Genomic DNA, 17,534 nt, shown 5'->3' on the forward strand with positions numbered 1-17,534 from the left:
GTCTTTAAGATTCAGGAGAACGCATGGAGTTTAGTGTAAAAAGTGGTAGCCCGGAAAAACAGCGCAGCGCATGCATTGTTGTCGGAGTCTTTGAACCACGCCGTCTGTCCCCAATTGCTGAACAGCTGGACAAAATAAGTGACGGATATATCAGCGCCCTGCTGCGCCGCGGCGAACTTGAGGGTAAAGTGGGGCAATCCCTGCTACTCCATCATGTACCCAACGTTCTGTCTGAACGCATTCTACTTATCGGTTGTGGTAAAGAACGTGAATTAGATGAGCGCCAATTTAAACAAATTATTCAGAAAACCATCAGCACACTGAATGAAACTGGCTCAATGGAAGCTGTCTGTTTCTTAACTGAATTACACGTCAAAGGCCGCAATAATTACTGGAAAGTGCGCCAAGCCGTCGAAACAGCCAAAGAGTCGCTGTATGTATTTGATCAACTAAAAAGTAATAAAACAGAGCACCGCCGTCCGCTGCGTAAACTGGTTTTCAACGTGCCAACTCGCCGTGAATTAACCAGTGGTGAACGTGCTATTTCCCACGGCTTAGCGATTGCTTCAGGTGTTAAAGCGGCGAAAGATTTAAGCAATATGCCGCCAAACATCTGTAATGCAGGTTATTTAGCATCTCAAGCTCGTCAATTAGCTGATATTTCAGACAGTAAACTCACCACTCGAGTGATTGGTGAGGAGCAAATGAAAGAACTTGGAATGAATGCCTATCTAGCGGTCGGTCAAGGTTCACAAAATGAATCGCTAATGTCCATCATGGAATATAAAGGCAGTCCAGACCCAGAAAGCAAACCTATCGTTTTACTTGGTAAAGGCCTAACCTTTGACTCCGGCGGTATTTCAATTAAACCATCCGAAGGCATGGATGAAATGAAATACGATATGTGCGGCGCTGCAAGTGTATATGGCGTCATGCGCTTTATCACTGAATTGCAATTACCAATTAATGTGATTGGGGTTCTTGCTGGCTGTGAAAACATGCCTGGTGGCCGTGCTTATCGCCCTGGTGACATCCTCACTACGATGTCTGGGCAAACTGTTGAAGTCCTCAATACGGATGCCGAAGGCCGTTTAGTTCTGTGTGATGCACTCACCTATGTTGAGCGTTTTGAACCTGAGCTGGTTATCGATATCGCCACCTTAACAGGGGCTTGTGTGATTGCATTAGGTAGCCATTACACTGGGTTGATGTCAAACCATAATCCACTGGCTCACGAGCTGTTAAATGCTTCTGAGCAAGCAGGCGACCGTGCATGGCGTTTACCATTAGCAGATGAATATTTTGACCAAATCACACCAAATTTTGCTGATTTAGCCAATACCGGTGGACGTCCAGCGGGTGCTATCACTGCAGGTTGTTTCCTGTCTCGCTTTGCAACGAAATATAACTGGGCACACCTTGATATCGCAGGAACTGCTTGGCGCTCTGGTGCCGCGAAAGGTGCCACTGGCCGCCCTGTTTCCATGCTAGCGCAGTTCTTGTTGAACCGTGCAGGCCTTAATGGTGATGAATAACCCGATTTAGCATTTTAGCTGTACATCACTCATAAAAATATCCCGATGAGCACTTATGCGATTCGGGATATTATTTTTGGCTTTTCGATACACATAGAAGCCATTTTGAGGCAGCAATAAAAAAGGTTATAATTCAACATAGACATCATTCAGCGCTTGATCACCAAAAACGTGTAGCCCACATCTCATACAAAAGTATGTGACTAAGGCGATAGTGTGTAGCCAACACCCTACAAATTGAAGGATAGCCCTTTAAGCTATACCCTAAATAATTCAGTTTGTAGGTAGGCGGCAAGCAATTGAGACCTTAGGAGCATACAAAAGTATGTGACTCAGGCGAAAGCGCGTAGCCAACACCCCTACAAATTGAAGTATGACGGGTATATGAAAAAAGGTACGTTTTACCAACTAGAACAGGCATCACCACATCCTGAACTTGAAGCCCATGAATGGCTGGCTTGTGAGCTTGCTGCGCAAATGTGGCGCAGTGGAAAGCGTGTTTTGGTTGCTTGCGAAACACAGCAACAAGCTGAAAAGATTGATGAGGCCCTTTGGCAGCGTGATCCACACCAATTTGTCCCGCATAATTTAGCTGGGGAAGGCCCGCGTTATGGTGCACCAATTGAAATTTGCTGGCCAGCCAAAAGAGGCACAACACCTCGCGATATACTGATTAATTTACAAAATCAGTTCGCAGATTTTGCCACGGCTTTCCATGAAGTGATAGACTTCGTACCTATTGATGAAACTTTAAAACAGTTGGCGCGTGAACGGTATAAAACGTACCGTAGCGTCGGCTTCAATTTGACTATGGCGACGCCGCCAACTTACTGAATACAAAAAGATAATGGAAAAGAAACCAGATAGCCCAATGAATGAGCCCTCGCTCGATAAAACATATAACCCCGCAGAGATTGAGCAATCACTGTATGCTCACTGGGAGAAAAGCGGTTATTTTAAACCTAATGGGGATACCACCCAAGACAGCTTCTGTGTCGTCATTCCGCCACCGAACGTCACTGGTAGCCTGCACATGGGGCATGCCTTCCAGCAAACTATCATGGATACCATGATCCGTTACCAACGTATGCAAGGTAAAAATACCTTATGGCAAACGGGAACAGACCATGCGGGTATTGCAACTCAGATGGTCGTTGAGCGCAAAATTGCAGCCGAAGAAGGTAAAAACCGTCATGACTACGGCCGCGATGCGTTCATTGACAAAATCTGGGAATGGAAAGCGGAATCTGGCGGTACAATTTCACAACAAATGCGCCGTTTAGGCGACTCTGTTGATTGGGATCGCGAACGTTTTACCATGGATGAAGGCTTATCTAAAGCGGTTAAAGAAGCGTTCGTTCGTCTCTATAAAGAAAACTTAATTTATCGTGGCAAACGCTTAGTCAACTGGGACCCGAAACTGCACACGGCAATTTCTGACTTAGAAGTTGAGAACCGTGAAGTTAAAGGTTCTATGTGGCACCTGCGTTACCCACTGGCTGATGGTGCAAAAACCGCTGAAGGCAAAGACTATTTAGTGGTCGCAACCACTCGCCCTGAAACCATGTTAGGGGATACCGGTGTCGCCGTTAACCCTGAAGATCCACGCTATAAAGATTTAATTGGCAAAGAAATCATTCTGCCAATCGTTAACCGCCGTATTCCTATTGTGGGTGATGAACATGCCGACATGGAAAAAGGTACTGGTTGTGTGAAAATCACACCAGCTCATGACTTTAATGACTATGAAGTTGGTAAACGCCATCAGTTAACGATGATTAACATGATGGACTTAGACGGTAACGTTCGTAACGAAGCGGAAGTTTTCGATACCAACGGTAACCCATCCACCGCTTATAGCTGCGAAATTCCAGAAGCGTATCGTGGCATGGAACGTTTCGCGGCGCGTAAAGCTATCGTGGCAGAATTTGAGCAATTAGGCCTGCTGGTTGAAGTTAAACCGCATGACTTAACTGTGCCTTACGGTGACCGTGGTGGCGTAGTTATTGAACCTATGCTGACCGACCAATGGTACGTGCGCACCGAGCCTTTAGCTCGTGATGCTATCAAGGCTGTTGAAGATGGCCGTATTCAGTTCGTTCCTCGTCAGTACGAAAACATGTATTTCTCTTGGATGCGTGATATTCAAGACTGGTGTATTTCTCGCCAACTTTGGTGGGGTCACCGCATTCCTGCATGGTATGACGAAAAAGGCAATGTCTATGTGGGTCGTGATGAAGACGAAGTTCGTCGTGAAAACAACTTAGGTGCAGATATTGCTCTTCGCCAAGACGACGATGTACTGGATACTTGGTTCTCTTCCGGTCTGTGGACATTCTCTACTCTCGGCTGGCCAGAAAATACCGATGCACTGAAAACATTCCATCCGACAGATGTATTAGTCAGTGGCTTCGATATTATTTTCTTCTGGATCGCCCGTATGATCATGATGACTATGCATTTCATCAAAGATGAAAACGGTGAACCACAAGTGCCATTTAAAACCGTTTACATGACAGGCCTGATCCGTGATGAAGAAGGCCAAAAAATGTCGAAATCCAAAGGGAACGTTATCGACCCATTGGATATGATTGACGGTATTTCTTTAGAAGACTTACTTGAAAAACGCACTGGCAACATGATGCAGCCGCAATTGGCTGAAAAAATTGCTAAACGTACCCGTAAAGAATATCCAGAAGGCATTGAAGCCCACGGTACTGACGCCCTACGCTTTACTTTAGCAGCATTAGCTTCAACAGGTCGTGATATCAACTGGGATATGAAACGCCTGTCCGGTTACCGTAACTTCTGTAATAAATTATGGAATGCGAGCCGCTTCGTTCTGATGAATACCGAAGGCCAAGATTGCGGCCAAAACGGCGGTGAAATGAGCTTCTCATTGGCTGACCGCTGGATCATGGCGCAATTTAATCAGACTGTAAAAGCTTACCGTGAAGCGTTAGATACTCACCGTTACGATATCGCAGCGGGTATTTTGTATGATTTCACATGGAATGAATTCTGTGACTGGTACTTAGAGCTGTCTAAACCTGCAGTTCATAAAGGTAATGAGGCGCAAGTACGTGCAGCGCGTTTCACCTTGATCGAAGTGCTGGAAGGCTTACTACGCCTTGCTCACCCTATCATTCCATTTATCACTGAGACTATCTGGCAACGAGTGAAAGTCGTTAAAGGCATTGAAGCTGATACCATTATGTTGCAAGCGTTCCCTGAGTTCGATGCCGCTAAAGTGGATGAACTTGCGCTAAGTGACCTTGAGTGGATCAAAGAAGCAATTATTGCAGTTCGTAATATTCGTGCAGAAATGAACATTTCTCCAGGTAAACCATTGGATGTGATGCTACGTGGTGCTTCTGCTGATGCGAAACGTCGTATTGAAGAAAACCAAAGCTTTATCAAATCAATGGCGCGTTTAGAAAGCATTCGTGTGCTGGCTGAAGGCGAAGAAGCGCCTGTTTCTGTCACCAAACTAGTTGGTAGTGCAGAGCTCCTTATCCCAATGGCAGGTTTAGTGGATAAAGACGCAGAGCTGGCTCGTTTAGATAAAGAGCTGGAAAAAGTGGTTAAGGAGATTGAAACCATTGAAAGCAAGCTCGCTAACGAAGGTTTTGTAAGCCGTGCGCCTGCTGCTGTCGTTGAAAAAGAGCGTGAACGCTTAACTGCTAATATTGAAGCAAAAGCTAAAATCGAAGCACAAAAAGTGACCATTGCCTCTTTGTAATCATTAAGCTTTAAGTATCTGTCCCTGGCTCGTCGATGATGAGCCAGGGCTTTTTTGTATTAGGGCATTGAAAATATTAAAAATGTGCCAATATCATACATATTGCGACTACCAATGCCGCAATGAAAAACATAATTAATACAAATAAAAGAGATATTTCCATGACAACAGACGCAAACCAAACTGTCCAAGTTCGATTAATTCAACCTAAAGATAACCCAGGGATCGCCGCCGTTATTCGCGAAGTTTCCGCTGAACATGGCTTAACTGCGGACAAAGGCTTTGCCGTTGCTGACCCTATTTTAGATACCTTATTTGAGGTGTATAGCAAACCGCGCAGTGCTTATTGGGTGGTTGAAATGGATGGCGAAATTGTTGGCGGTGGCGGTGTTTCACAAGTTGCCGGTGGTGATAACGAAACAGCAGAATTACAGAAAATGTACTTATCTTCCGTACTACGCGGCAAAGGCTTAGCGAAGCAAATCGTACTGATGTCTCTGGAGTTCGCTAAACAGCAAGGCTACACCCGTTGCTACCTAGAAACAACCAAAGAGCTTCAAGCGGCTATTAAGTTATATGAAAAATTAGGGTTTGAATTTATTGATGAACCACTGGGTAATACTGGCCACAGTGACTGTGAAATTCGCATGTTAAAAGCGCTATAGTTCCTGATAAAGGCAACAAATAATAAAGGATAGCCTTCGCTATCCTTTATAGTCGAACATCAATTAAACATTAATGTACACGATCTTCAGGGTCGGTATCGTCACCGTCTTCGTCGTCATATTCTGCATCTGGGTCTTCAAAATACGTGCCCCAACCATCGTAGTTGATGCCCATTTTCTCAGCCAGTTTCATTAGTTGCTCAACTTGTGCGTCAATCAGCTCTGCATTTAAGGCACTTTCACTGATTACATCACAGCACATCAGGGTTTCACCTGTTTCAATTTCGAGTTCTTCCGCATCCGTGACTTCATAGCCTAGTTTAAAAGCTTCAACAGCCGCTTTTTCTAACAGTGCAAAGTTGTCAGCAGAGAAATGATGCTCAATCGCATACAATGCATCAGGATCGCTGCCATCTTCCAATAATTCTTCGATAATTAAGCGAGTTTCTTCGTACTGCGCATCCAATTCAGCTTTATCTACCATATCCACACCCCTTTTATTTCTTTGTCGCTCGTCTTTCTTTGCGCCATTCTCCCATACGGTTGACAGTGAAACCATATATTTAAAGATAATTTCTTTTGCATTTGGGGTTGATTTTGAATTTTTATGAATATAAATTGAATATTAATTCAAAACAAAAAGGCTACCAATTATGAATCCCCTATATAATAAACCTTTTCTAAGGTTACTTGATTTTACTTCTAGCGAAATTCATTCACTTTTAAAACTCTCTTCTTGGTTAAAATCAGAAAAAAAAGCCGGTACAGAACAGCCCCTCCTTTCAGGTAAAAACTTTGCGCTTATTTTTGAAAAAGATTCAACACGGACACGCTGTGCATTTGAAGTTGGTGCATTTGACCAAGGTGCTAGAGTCACTTATTTAGGGCCTTCTGGTAGCCAAATCGGCCACAAAGAAACCATGAAAGATACCGCTCGAGTATTGGGCAGGATGTATGACGGCATTCAATACCGTGGGTTCGCTCAAAACACAGTAGAACTCTTAGCCGCGCACTCGGGAGTGCCTGTATGGAATGGACTAACTAACGAATTCCATCCCACACAGTTATTAGCCGACCTGCTGACCATTCAAGAGCACCGACCAAATACCCCCTTCTCAGAAATTAAATTTGCCTATTTAGGCGATGCACGCAATAACATGGGTAATTCGATGCTAGAAGCCGCTGCGCTTACAGGTTTAGATTTACGCCTTGTTGCGCCAAAAAGCTGCTGGCCAGAGGAAGAATTGATCAATACCTGCCAAGAACTCGCGAAAAAAACGGGTGCGAAAATCACACTCACGGAAGATGTCGCTGAAGGTGTTAAAGATGCTGATTTTATCTATACCGACGTGTGGGTATCGATGGGAGAAGCCAAAGAAGTATGGGCACAGCGCATTAATTTATTAAAACCATACCAAGTGAATATGGATGTGATTAAGCTCACTGGCAACCCAAATGTGAAGTTCTTACACTGCTTACCTGCATTCCATAATGAAGACACCACATTGGGGGCGCAACTTGCTAAAGAATTCAATATGTTTGGTGGATTAGAAGTCACGGAAGAAGTCTTTGAATCACCTTACAGCATTGTCTTTGATCAAGCAGAAAACCGTTTACATACCATTAAAGCGGTAATGGTGGCGACATTAGCGCCAGAACTTCCTATTAATGTTTTTTAAATTCCTACCCTCAACTCAACCAAATGAGTTGAGGGTAACCTATCATTATGGATGTTCACCTTTCGCCAAACGCTGATTGATACAATCAATCACCGATGGCAAATCCGCTAACGTATCAATCACATAATGAGCACCAGCAGCATATAATTTCTCTGCGGCTTGTTGTTTTAACGAGTTAACCGCATCAACAGTCATCTCTTGATACGCTTCCCATGTTGTACCAAACTCATTGCCTGAGATAGACAAACCAACACTCCACATTCCGGCATTACATCCTTCTTCAATACCAGGAACGGCATCATCCACCTTAATACAAGCTGATACGGAGCCGATACCTAACTCAATCACGTTCTGAAGTGCCATCCAAGGCCCCGGTCGCCCACCCGCGGGAATATCATCGCTCGCGACCCAGTAGTCGGGTTGGTAGCCCAACACCTTTGCTGCTGGAACTAACTTCTCCATCACGGCACGAGGGTAACCTGAACAAGAGCCAATTTTAATATTTTGGCTGCGTAATGTAGCAATTGTGTCGATAACTCCAGCGATTGGCGCAGCAAAGTCGACCACTTTAGCAATTTGCAATGGCATAAAGGCCGCATAGATTTTATCGATATCCTCACTACTCATTGAGCGGCCAAACTTCGCGTTCCATAAAGCGTCTACCTCAGGCAATTTACCCAGTGCTTCAATATGCTGCCATTTTCCTAGCCCCATAGGAATGCGCGCTTGAGCCAGTGTGATATCCATATCGAACACAGATTTAAATGCTTCAATGAAAATCTGAGTAGGCGCAAAAGAACCAAAATCAACAGTGGTACCCGCCCAATCAAGAATAACGGCTTCAATACGGTTCATTTCTTTCCCTTATTTTTCCCAGTAAATGGCTTTTTCTATTGCTACCAACAAGGCATCAATGTCTTTTTCATAAATTTCACCAATGTTTCCAATGCGGAAACAATCACTTTGCGAGACCTTGCCCGGATAAATGACAAAGCCGTGTAATTTTAAATTTTGATAAAATTGCTTGAATTGGTAATCAGGCGAATTTGGCGAATAAAATGCGGTGATAATCGGCGAATGGAGACTATCTTCTAACAATGTGGTAAAACCCAATTGACGCATACCGACCACCAGCTTGTGTTGATTTTGTCGATAACGTTGAAAACGCGCGGCTACGCCACCTTCTTGAGCTAACTCTTTAAGTGCCTGGGCAAATGCTAATACCGTATGGGTTGGAGAAGTAAAACGCCATTTACCATGGAAATCTTCCATACAGCGCCACTGCGCATACAAATCTAGCGATAATGAACGGGAACGCCCTTTACAGACCTCAAGTGCATCAGCACGAGCAATGACAAAAGCAAACCCCGGAACTCCCTGAATACACTTATTTGCCGAACTAATGAGAAAATCAATGTTAAGCTCAGCAATATCCATGGGGATCCCGCCAAAACTGCTCATTGCATCCACGATAAAACATTTTTGATACTGTTTCGCTAACTTCGCGACTTTCTCTATCGGGTTTAAAATTCCTGTCGTGGTTTCACAATGTACCATCGCAATATGGGTGATTTGGTTATCTTGTTGTAATAACTGCTCGACCCGTTGCAGATCAGGCAAAGCTACTTCACCACAATCATAAACACAATGGGCAACACCTAAGCCTTGAGCCATTTGTGCCATTCGAGCCCCATAGGCGCCATTACTGATAATCAAAACTTTCTCTTTATCACCGATTGCACTACCTAAAACAGCTTCAACCGCATAGCTTCCACTTCCTTGAAGTAGTACCGAGGAATACCCTGCTTTGGCCGTTGCCAGTGCCACTAATTGTTGGCGAATATGTTGTACAACGCCTAAATTGTAATCATCATCCCATGTGCAGCTATCAAACAACATGGCTTCCTTCACCGTTTTAGATGTCGTGAGCGGTCCCGGTGTTAATAGCAAATAATTATTGTTTGTCATTCAATTCACCTTTGGTCTATACCAGATTGCTATTATAATGGTCGTAGGTGATTCAAAAGGTCAAAGGAAAAGTGTGCGTGAAACAAAAAATTCATATAACTATGTATAATATGACTGAAACAATGATAGGAAATAATCATGAAATTATCAGCGGATGAAACCCCACAATACTTGCTTATCAAAGCTCAACTACAGGAAAGGATTCAAAATGGTTCGTTAAAATGTGGTGATAAACTTCCCTCTGAACGCGAACTTTGCGCCATTTTCAATACTACTCGCGTCACTATTCGCGAAAGTTTGGCACAGTTAGAATCCAGTGGAGTCATTTACCGCTCTGAACGCCGCGGTTGGTTTGTCACACCTGAGCGCCTCTGGTTAGATCCTACCCAAAATACCAATTTCCATAAACTTTGCCTTGAACAAGGTCGCCAACCGAAGACAGTCTTACTGGATGGAAAGGTCATTCCCGTTCCTCTCGAAGCGATGACTCCCTTAAAACTCCAATCATTTGAACAAATTTATTTACTCACCCGCCTACGTTTTGCGGATGACAGACCTGTTTGTTACTGTGAAAACCATTGCTTACCTGCTCGCGTTCCTGAGCTGCTACGTTACGATCTCAATGGCAGCCTAACCGAGGTATACGAAGCCCATTTCAATTTAATTTATACCAGCATGCATTTGTCTTTTTACCCAACAGCAATGCCGGCGCAAGCAGCACAAGCACTGGGGGTTACCGTTGGTCGCCCAGCCCTATTGTTGCAGCGCTTAAACTATGACCAACATGGGCGAATTTTAGATTATGATGTTGAGTACTGGCGTCATGATAGCTTGCGCATCGAAGTCGATACTTTGTGATTATTTCTGCCTATAGAAAATAATTTTAGCTATTTAGCTGCATTTCATCTTTCTGTCATATAAACCCGTTAGCGTAAAAAACATCTGGTATATACCAGAATACATTTTACCTTAACAGGAGAAAACCATGAAACGCACCTACTTAGCTGGCCTATTAATGGCAACCCTTTGCTCTACCTCTGTTTTTGCTGCTGATGTTGTGACTGTTTACTCCGCTGATGGGCTTCACGATGGCAACAACAGTTGGTATAAAAATCAGTTCGAAGCATTTACCAAACAAACCGGTATCAAAGTACAGTATGTCGAAAGTGGTTCAGGGGCGATAGTTGAAAGGCTAGCTAAAGAGCGTACCAATCCACAAGCCGATGTGCTGATTACTGTTCCTCCCTTTATTCAACGTGCCGCAAAAAATCAGTTATTAGCTGAATTTACGCCAGAAAATGCAGCAAATATTCCTAATTCAAATCACTATTACACACCGTTAGTCAATAATTACCTGACCTTTATCTATAACGCTAAACTACTTAAATCCCCTCCTGAAAATTGGACTGCCCTACTCGATTCTCGCTTTAAAAATAAACTGCAATATTCAACACCGGGGCAAGCAGGTGATGGCACTGCAGTGATGCTTCAAGTTTTCCACAGTTTTAATGGCAAAGATGCCGGGTTTGATTACCTCGGCAAATTGCAAGCTAATAACGTTGGCCCATCGGCCTCCACAGGTAAGCTCACCGCACTTGTCAATAAAGGGGAACTGTATGTCGCTAATGGCGACTTACAAATGAATTTATCTCAAATGGCACGTAACCCTAATGTCCAAATTTTCTGGCCAAAAGATGCCAATGGTGAACGTAGTGCACTGGTTTTACCTTATGTTATCGGTTTAGTGAACAACGCCCCTGAAACAGAAAACGGCAAAAAGCTGATTAATTTCCTTTTAGATAAACCCTCACAAAGCCGGGTCAGTGAGCTTTCATGGGGAATGCCTGTTCGTTCAGATATCACACCATCTGATAAGCAATACCACACTGCTGTCCAAATGTTAGACGGTGTGAAAACTTGGCAACCCAATTGGGATGACGTTGAAGTTTCCCTATCCGATGATATTTCACGTTGGCAAAAAGTCACTGACGGTGAGTAACTTGTGATGTTGATGAAACGAAAAGTCACTACAGCAATGCGACAAACCGAGCACTCAGGGATCACATTAGAATCTTTACGTGTCTCGTATCATAATAATGTCGTGCTAAAGCCCCTAGACTTAACTATAGAACCTGGGGAAATATTGGTGTTGATTGGCCCATCAGGTTCAGGGAAAACGACGGTATTACGTGCTATTGCCGGGTTTGCTCAACCTGATAGCGGGCGCATCTTATTAGGTGATATGGATATCACCCACCTTCCTCCCTACCAACGTGGACTTGGTATGGTCGTACAAAACTACGCATTATTTCCTCACATGAAAGTGGAAGAAAATGTGGCATTTGGTTTACGAGCTCAAAAGCAACCTAAAGCACTCATTAATGAGCGAGTCGTTGAAGCCCTTAAAATCGTCGGAATGACGGATTACGCAACCCGCTATCCTCACCAACTTTCAGGGGGACAACAACAGCGTGTTGCAATTGCTAGAGCGATTGCCGTAAGGCCTAGAGTCCTGTTACTCGACGAACCGCTTTCCGCACTAGATGCGCAAATTCGCCATAATATGGTCGAAGAAATCGCCCGTTTACACCGCGAACTGCCTGAATTGACCATCCTTTATGTCACCCATGACCAAACGGAAGCTCTCGCGCTTGGTGATAAAATTGGCATTATGAAAGAGGGCTATTTAGTCGCGCATGGCGAAAAAAATGCCTTATATCACCGCCCTCCCAACCGTTTTGCAGCTGAGTTTTTAGGCCGGGCCAATATTCTAGCCGCGACAGCACTTGGCTTTTCAACAAATCCCGGAAAAGTCAATGTCAGTTGTGGTGGAACATTGCTGGAAGCTCATACATTGGGCATGCGAGCTGGCAGCCAAAAATGGGTGTGTATCCGCCCACAGCACATCACACTAGTGCCAAACTTCAATGCCACCAATCAACTGCAAGCCACATTAACGTCTACTCGCTGGCAGGGGGATTTAACACATTTAATTTGTGATGTTGCAGGTGAAACCGTGAGTGTCGCCGTCACTCACTTGGTCTCACCGCCTAAAATAGGTGAAAAACTCACCTTATGGTTTTCACCTGCGGATACCGTTTTAATTGAGGAATAACATGTCACATATTAGCGTGCCAAAAGGTTCATCAATAACGATAAAATCCATTTATTGGATATTGCCGCCATTACTGGTGTTAGTTACGCTGTTTTTTTATCCCTTATTGTTGATAGCGCAACAAGCACTACAAAATGAGGCGGGAAAATGGGGATTGGACGCATTTTGGCAACTTATTGAGTCAAAGCGCTTTATTAATGGGTTATGGAACACACTCTACATCACCATTTTAGCCACTTTAGGTTGCCTTGTGATAGGCAGTGTCCTATCGCTTATCTTAGTGTTTATTCCTTTCCCGGGAAGCCGGTTTATCACACAAGTGATTGATACTTTTATTGCTCTACCTACCTTCTTGATAACCCTCGCTTTTACCTTCATTTATGGTTCTGCAGGGCTACTCAATGGCACCTTGATGGCATTGTTTGATTTCGAATTGCCGCCCGTTGAGTTCCTTTATTCAATTCATGGCGTGATCTTAGCAGAAATTACCGTTTTTACCCCTTTGGTCATGCGTCCCCTTATGGCGGCGCTGCGCCAAATCGACAAGAGCCAGTTAGAAGCCGCAAGTATTTTAGGTGCACATCCTGCACGAGTTATTGCGCAAGTTATTTTCCCAGCAGCACTTCCCGCTCTATTAGCAGGGGGTAGCCTGTGCCTGCTGTTAACTACCAATGAATTTGGCATCGTACTGTTTATCGGGGCGAAAGGCGTCAATACCTTACCGATGATGGTCTATAGCAAGGCAATATTAGAGTCAGATTATGCAGTAGCATGCATGATTGCCTTAATTAACATCTTGCTTTCACTCGGGTTATTTTTTCTCTACAGAATGGCAACTACTCGGCTTGGGGGAAGGAATTAATGATGTTGATTTGGTCTAAAAAAGGGCGAGCAACTGCCACTATCATTGCCATCACCTTATTCAGTTTATTGTTTTTACTGCCTTTAGTGATGATTTTAATGTCAAGTTTCAGCCGCCAATGGAATGGTATTTTGCCTTCAGGGTTTACTCTTGAGCATTTTGTGAACGCGTTTAGTGGGCCAGCTTGGGACGCTATTTTATCCAGCCTAGTGGTTGGTTTTAGTGCCAGTCTATTTGCGTTGTTTTGTGGGCTTTGGGCTGCGTTAGCACTAAGAAGACATAGTGGGAAAATACAAAAGTGGCTGAGTATTGCATTTTACCTCCCTAGCGCCATTCCTTCTGTTTCTATCGGGCTTGGGATCCTTGTGGCATTCAGCCAAGGCTATTTACAGATGAACGGCACCTTTTGGATTGTATTTAGTGCCCATTTTGTGTTGATTTCAGCTTTTACTTTTAGCAATGTTTCTACTGGGTTAGCGCGTATTTCTCCCGATATAGAAAACGTGGCTTTTAGCTTAGGCGCTTCTCCTTGGTATCGTTTATGCCATGTGACCTTACCACTATTAATGCCATGGATGATTTCAGCATTGGCATTAAGCCTCTCATTGTCTTTAGGGGAACTTGGCGCCACGATGATGTTATATCCCCCCGGCTGGGCGACATTACCTGTTTCCATTTTCAGTTTAACCGATAGAGGTAATATTGCAGATGGTTCGGCACTAACGATTGTATTAGTTTCGATTACATTATTACTAATGATGAAATTAGAGAAAGTAGCGAAAAGACTTGGACAAAAATAAAAGTTGTCACGCTAAATAGCCTAGTAAGCCCTACCTACTGGGCTATTTAGCGGCTTGTGTGCTATTCCCACATATACTTATCTTTTTTTGTCCAGCCTTTGGATACCATGCATTCCAAGTAATAATTATTACGGGTGTCTTCATTGACATCAATCACATAGCTTTCCATAACTGGTGTTTGTTCTTTATAGGTTTTGTCTTTGCCACAATCATCATCTTTTTTGCATTTTTTTTCGACATAAGACATAACAGAGCGCTGTGCAACTTCATTTTTGATTGGGTACAAATGAAGGGCTTCAGGTTTACAAACTGCATTCGCCTCAGCTTGAGTGAATTTTGAGCCACCAGAAACAGGTACCCAAACAGATGAACAGCCAAAAAGAAGGAATGCCAATAGAATAAAAAGTCGTGATTTCATAATGATCATATTTAATTAAAAAGAAAAAATATCTTACTCGTACATAAAATGTGTGTAAATAAATGTACTGTATATTCAATCATGTGATTTAATTTTGGTTTAAAAAACACCAATGCTCAGCACATTTCCTATTGAGAGATACTATTTCTCCCATTTTTCAGTTAGTTCAAATATTCACCAAAACGCAAAAATAAAAAAAATGTATTTTTCTTTATGCAAACGCTTGCGTCATAGAATCAGATGCGTATAATGCGCCACAATTTGCCGGGAGAAACCATGAACGCTGCTGCTCTATTTTTTACAGAGAACACCTCCACTGCACTGCCTTCTGGCGGTCTGGACAGCCTGTTTTTCCCCTTCTTATTTATAAAAAAGCCCCTCAATGAGGGGCTTTTTTTTGGCCTATAGACCTAACATGTCTTGCTGACACAGGAGAACAACAATGCCGAACCCTTTATACCACCGCGATATCATCTCGATTAATGATTTAGACCGTTCAGATCTTGAATTAGTACTTAACGTCGCTGCTTCATTAAAAAAACAGCCACAACCCGAGTTCCTAAAACATAAAGTTATCGCAAGTTGTTTCTTTGAGGCCTCGACACGCACGCGCTTGTCATTTGAAACAGCTATCCACCGTTTAGGCGCTTCTGTGGTTGGCTTCTCTGACAGCACCAATACCTCCCTCGGTAAAAAAGGGGAAACCTTGGCCGATACCATTTCTGTCATCAGCCAATATGTGGATGCTATCGTCATGCGCCATCCACAAGAAGGTGCCGCACGTCTCGCTAGCCAGTTTGCAGGCCACATTCCTGTCATTAATGCAGGTGATGGCTCGAACCAGCATCCAACGCAAACATTACTCGACTTGTTTACTATCCAAGAAACGCAAGACCGTTTAGAGAACCTACAAATTGCCATGGTCGGTGACTTAAAATATGGCAGAACCGTGCATTCTCTTACGCAAGCGCTGTCTAAATTTAAAGGAAATCACTTCTACTTTATTGCTCCTGAAGCGCTTTCAATGCCAAATCATATTCTGCACATCTTAGAAGAAAAAGGCGCAACCTACAGCCTGCACAATAACATTGATGAAGTGATGCCAGAACTCGACATTCTGTATATGACTCGTGTACAAAAAGAGCGTCTAGACCCTTCTGAATACGCGAATGTGAAAGCACAATTTATTTTAAGTGCTGCTGACCTGCATTGCGCAAAACCGAATTTAAAAGTCTTACATCCATTACCTCGAGTTGATGAAATCGCGGTTGATGTGGATAGCACCCCATATGCTTACTATTTTCAACAAGCAGGAAATGGGATTTATGCAAGGCAGGCGTTGTTATCTCTGGTTTTAAATAAAGAATTAGCTATCTGAGGAGGAAATCATCATGACACACGACCATAAATTACAAGTTGAAGCAATCAGCCACGGTACAGTGATTGACCACATTCCTGCTCAAATTGGTTTCAAATTACTAAAGTTGTTTAAACTAACAAAAACAGATGAACGCATCACAATTGGCTTAAATTTGCCATCAAGCAATCTAGGTAAGAAAGACATTATCAAAATTGAAAATACCTTTTTAACCCCAGAGCAAGCTAACCAATTAGCCATGTATGCCCCTGAAGCCACCGTTAATCGTATTGAAGATTACCAAGTGGTAGAAAAGCTTGAACTCACTCTGCCTCAGTATATCGACAATGTATTAATTTGCCCAAACAGCAACTGTATTAGCCATAATGAGCCCGTATCAAGCAGTTTCCGTGTGAAAAAAATCGGCAAAGAAGTCGCACTGACGTGTAAATTCTGTGAAAAAGAGTTCGATAGAGACGCTGTGATCAATAACCAGTAAGTTGTTTTTGCGTAGACTGCGGTGTTGTCTAGGTGCAATCCATGTTTATAATAGCGCCTAATACCCCATAAAGTTATACTCAAAGTCACACCAAGCCACAAACACCGCTGTGGCTTGCCACATGACGAGTATTTTCTCTTTACGTGATGAAACGGAGTAGTTATGTCATACGAAATCAATACAGAAAACGCACCAGCAGCGATCGGTCCTTACGTTCAAGGCGTAGATTTGGGTAGTATGGTTATCACATCAGGTCAAATCCCTGTTGACCCTAAAACCGGTGAAGTGCCTGAAGATATCGCAGCACAAACTCGCCAATCACTGGCTAATGTAAAAGCGATTTTAGAAAAGGCAGGCTTAAGTGCGGCCAATATCGTGAAAACAACGGTATTTGTAAAAGATTTAAATGACTTCGCGACAGTGAATGCCACCTATGAAGAGTTTTTCAAGCAGCATAATGCACCATTCCCAGCTCGCTCTTGTGTTGAAGTTGCTCGTCTGCCAAAAGACGTAAAAATTGAAATCGAAGCAATCGCAGTACGTAAATAACGATTAGTTCGAACCAAACACCCCATGCTTTGAGTGGGGTGTCTTTATTTTTCTCCGCTGATTTTGTAATCCCCCAAACGTATTACCGTCCTCATATAACTTCCCGATTTTACACTACAGCTCTACTTTTCCTGTTTTCCGTTGATGGAAATTCGATTACACACACTTTATTTCCATGACTAAAATGAATACTGGCAACTGAAAAGATTTATTTCCTCTGCGCTTTTGATCTTCATACAAATTATTTTTTTCTTTGTTTTAAATCAAATGTTGGCGATCTAAATAAAAGCAATATCCCACATATTGTGCTTTAATTACACCAATTGACACAATATATAGTATTTA

Annotated in this window: 18 protein-coding genes; 14 read left to right on the forward strand and 4 right to left on the reverse strand. The window is 43.1% G+C overall.

Annotated elements, in window-relative coordinates:
* The first annotated feature begins 23 nt into the window (after positions 1-23).
* The 4 genes from pepA (at position 24) to PSE60_RS02825 (ending at position 5,942) form a co-directional block, all read left to right on the forward strand.
* Positions 24-1,535, forward strand: coding sequence for a leucyl aminopeptidase (pepA, locus tag PSE60_RS02810; protein WP_004907531.1), 1,512 nt, complete (start codon positions 24-26; stop codon positions 1,533-1,535).
* Positions 1,536-1,919: 384 nt separating this feature from the next.
* Entirely contained in the window at positions 1,920-2,369 is a 450-nt protein-coding gene (locus PSE60_RS02815; RefSeq protein WP_210835681.1) for a DNA polymerase III subunit chi, read from the forward strand.
* Between the two features lie 37 nt (positions 2,370-2,406).
* Complete coding sequence (locus tag PSE60_RS02820) at positions 2,407-5,277, forward strand: valine--tRNA ligase (RefSeq protein ID WP_272664565.1); 2,871 nt, start codon at positions 2,407-2,409, stop codon at positions 5,275-5,277.
* A 161-nt stretch (positions 5,278-5,438) separates the two neighbouring features.
* The gene (locus PSE60_RS02825) at positions 5,439-5,942 is read left to right on the forward strand and encodes a GNAT family N-acetyltransferase (protein ID WP_272664518.1); all 504 of its coding nucleotides are present in this window, start codon (positions 5,439-5,441) and stop codon (positions 5,940-5,942) included.
* Between the two features lie 70 nt (positions 5,943-6,012).
* Here the strand turns inward: PSE60_RS02825 and rraB are convergent, their stop codons facing one another.
* On the reverse strand, positions 6,013-6,426 hold the full coding sequence (gene rraB / locus PSE60_RS02830) for a ribonuclease E inhibitor RraB (protein WP_272664519.1): 414 nt from the start codon (positions 6,424-6,426) through the stop codon (positions 6,013-6,015).
* A 169-nt stretch (positions 6,427-6,595) separates the two neighbouring features.
* On the opposite strand from rraB, the gene argF reads away from it, so the two are divergent.
* Entirely contained in the window at positions 6,596-7,621 is a 1,026-nt protein-coding gene (argF, locus tag PSE60_RS02835; protein WP_272664520.1) for an ornithine carbamoyltransferase, read from the forward strand.
* A gap of 45 nt (positions 7,622-7,666) precedes the next feature.
* Here argF and phnX read toward each other — a convergent pair whose 3' ends face one another.
* Together phnX and phnW are read right to left on the reverse strand one after the other, a co-directional pair.
* A complete protein-coding gene (phnX, locus tag PSE60_RS02840) occupies positions 7,667-8,476 on the reverse strand; it encodes a phosphonoacetaldehyde hydrolase (RefSeq protein WP_272664521.1) in 810 nt (269 codons plus the stop codon).
* Between the two features lie 9 nt (positions 8,477-8,485).
* On the reverse strand, positions 8,486-9,589 hold the full coding sequence (gene phnW, locus PSE60_RS02845) for a 2-aminoethylphosphonate--pyruvate transaminase (RefSeq protein ID WP_272664523.1): 1,104 nt from the start codon (positions 9,587-9,589) through the stop codon (positions 8,486-8,488).
* 138 nt (positions 9,590-9,727) lie between these two features.
* Here phnW and phnR point away from each other — a divergent pair, with 138 nt between their 5' ends.
* From phnR to phnV, 5 genes are all read left to right on the forward strand, one after another.
* Positions 9,728-10,447 carry a phosphonate utilization transcriptional regulator PhnR gene (gene phnR, locus PSE60_RS02850; protein WP_004907519.1) on the forward strand — a complete coding sequence of 240 codons (720 nt, stop codon included), beginning with the start codon at positions 9,728-9,730 and terminating at the stop codon, positions 10,445-10,447.
* Between the two features lie 127 nt (positions 10,448-10,574).
* Positions 10,575-11,588 (forward strand): 2-aminoethylphosphonate ABC transporter substrate-binding protein, encoded by a 1,014-nt coding sequence (gene phnS / locus PSE60_RS02855; RefSeq protein WP_272664524.1) that lies wholly within the window; start codon positions 10,575-10,577, stop codon positions 11,586-11,588.
* A 6-nt stretch (positions 11,589-11,594) separates the two neighbouring features.
* Complete coding sequence (gene phnT / locus PSE60_RS02860; RefSeq protein WP_272664566.1) at positions 11,595-12,704, forward strand: 2-aminoethylphosphonate ABC transport system ATP-binding subunit PhnT; 1,110 nt, start codon at positions 11,595-11,597, stop codon at positions 12,702-12,704.
* Position 12,705: 1 nt separating this feature from the next.
* Entirely contained in the window at positions 12,706-13,566 is an 861-nt protein-coding gene (phnU, locus tag PSE60_RS02865) for a 2-aminoethylphosphonate ABC transporter permease subunit (protein WP_272664525.1), read from the forward strand.
* Between the two features lie 2 nt (positions 13,567-13,568).
* Positions 13,569-14,366, forward strand: coding sequence for a 2-aminoethylphosphonate ABC transport system, membrane component PhnV (gene phnV / locus PSE60_RS02870; protein ID WP_210835638.1), 798 nt, complete (start codon positions 13,569-13,571; stop codon positions 14,364-14,366).
* A gap of 61 nt (positions 14,367-14,427) precedes the next feature.
* On the opposite strand, the gene PSE60_RS02875 is transcribed toward phnV, so the two are convergent.
* The gene (locus tag PSE60_RS02875) at positions 14,428-14,784 is read right to left on the reverse strand and encodes a hypothetical protein (protein WP_272664527.1); all 357 of its coding nucleotides are present in this window, start codon (positions 14,782-14,784) and stop codon (positions 14,428-14,430) included.
* Between the two features lie 276 nt (positions 14,785-15,060).
* On the opposite strand from PSE60_RS02875, the gene PSE60_RS02880 reads away from it, so the two are divergent.
* From PSE60_RS02880 to ridA, 4 genes are all read left to right on the forward strand, one after another.
* Positions 15,061-15,192, forward strand: a complete 132-nt coding sequence (locus PSE60_RS02880; protein WP_272664528.1) for a hypothetical protein — start codon at positions 15,061-15,063, stop codon at positions 15,190-15,192.
* 34 nt (positions 15,193-15,226) lie between these two features.
* A complete protein-coding gene (pyrB, locus tag PSE60_RS02885; protein ID WP_272664529.1) occupies positions 15,227-16,162 on the forward strand; it encodes an aspartate carbamoyltransferase in 936 nt (311 codons plus the stop codon).
* Between the two features lie 13 nt (positions 16,163-16,175).
* The gene (gene pyrI / locus PSE60_RS02890) at positions 16,176-16,640 is read left to right on the forward strand and encodes an aspartate carbamoyltransferase regulatory subunit (RefSeq protein WP_004907509.1); all 465 of its coding nucleotides are present in this window, start codon (positions 16,176-16,178) and stop codon (positions 16,638-16,640) included.
* Between the two features lie 162 nt (positions 16,641-16,802).
* Complete coding sequence (gene ridA, locus PSE60_RS02895) at positions 16,803-17,189, forward strand: 2-iminobutanoate/2-iminopropanoate deaminase (RefSeq protein WP_004907508.1); 387 nt, start codon at positions 16,803-16,805, stop codon at positions 17,187-17,189.
* Positions 17,190-17,534: the final 345 nt, after the last annotated feature.

This window comes from Providencia sp. PROV174, from assembly GCF_028480685.1.
In the GTDB taxonomy this organism is placed as follows: Bacteria; Pseudomonadota; Gammaproteobacteria; order Enterobacterales; family Enterobacteriaceae; genus Providencia; species Providencia rettgeri.

Coding starts and splice junctions, on each gene's coding strand:
- pepA (WP_004907531.1), top strand. CDS start 24: ATGGAGTTTAGTGTAAAAAGTGGTAGCCCGGAAAAACAGCGCAGCGCA.
- PSE60_RS02815 (WP_210835681.1), top strand. CDS start 1,920: ATGAAAAAAGGTACGTTTTACCAACTAGAACAGGCATCACCACATCCT.
- PSE60_RS02820 (WP_272664565.1), top strand. CDS start 2,407: ATGAATGAGCCCTCGCTCGATAAAACATATAACCCCGCAGAGATTGAG.
- PSE60_RS02825 (WP_272664518.1), top strand. CDS start 5,439: ATGACAACAGACGCAAACCAAACTGTCCAAGTTCGATTAATTCAACCT.
- rraB (WP_272664519.1), bottom strand. CDS start 6,426: ATGGTAGATAAAGCTGAATTGGATGCGCAGTACGAAGAAACTCGCTTA.
- argF (WP_272664520.1), top strand. CDS start 6,596: ATGAATCCCCTATATAATAAACCTTTTCTAAGGTTACTTGATTTTACT.
- phnX (WP_272664521.1), bottom strand. CDS start 8,476: ATGAACCGTATTGAAGCCGTTATTCTTGATTGGGCGGGTACCACTGTT.
- phnW (WP_272664523.1), bottom strand. CDS start 9,589: ATGACAAACAATAATTATTTGCTATTAACACCGGGACCGCTCACGACA.
- phnR (WP_004907519.1), top strand. CDS start 9,728: ATGAAATTATCAGCGGATGAAACCCCACAATACTTGCTTATCAAAGCT.
- phnS (WP_272664524.1), top strand. CDS start 10,575: ATGAAACGCACCTACTTAGCTGGCCTATTAATGGCAACCCTTTGCTCT.
- phnT (WP_272664566.1), top strand. CDS start 11,595: ATGTTGATGAAACGAAAAGTCACTACAGCAATGCGACAAACCGAGCAC.
- phnU (WP_272664525.1), top strand. CDS start 12,706: ATGTCACATATTAGCGTGCCAAAAGGTTCATCAATAACGATAAAATCC.
- phnV (WP_210835638.1), top strand. CDS start 13,569: ATGTTGATTTGGTCTAAAAAAGGGCGAGCAACTGCCACTATCATTGCC.
- PSE60_RS02875 (WP_272664527.1), bottom strand. CDS start 14,784: ATGAAATCACGACTTTTTATTCTATTGGCATTCCTTCTTTTTGGCTGT.
- PSE60_RS02880 (WP_272664528.1), top strand. CDS start 15,061: ATGAACGCTGCTGCTCTATTTTTTACAGAGAACACCTCCACTGCACTG.
- pyrB (WP_272664529.1), top strand. CDS start 15,227: ATGCCGAACCCTTTATACCACCGCGATATCATCTCGATTAATGATTTA.
- pyrI (WP_004907509.1), top strand. CDS start 16,176: ATGACACACGACCATAAATTACAAGTTGAAGCAATCAGCCACGGTACA.
- ridA (WP_004907508.1), top strand. CDS start 16,803: ATGTCATACGAAATCAATACAGAAAACGCACCAGCAGCGATCGGTCCT.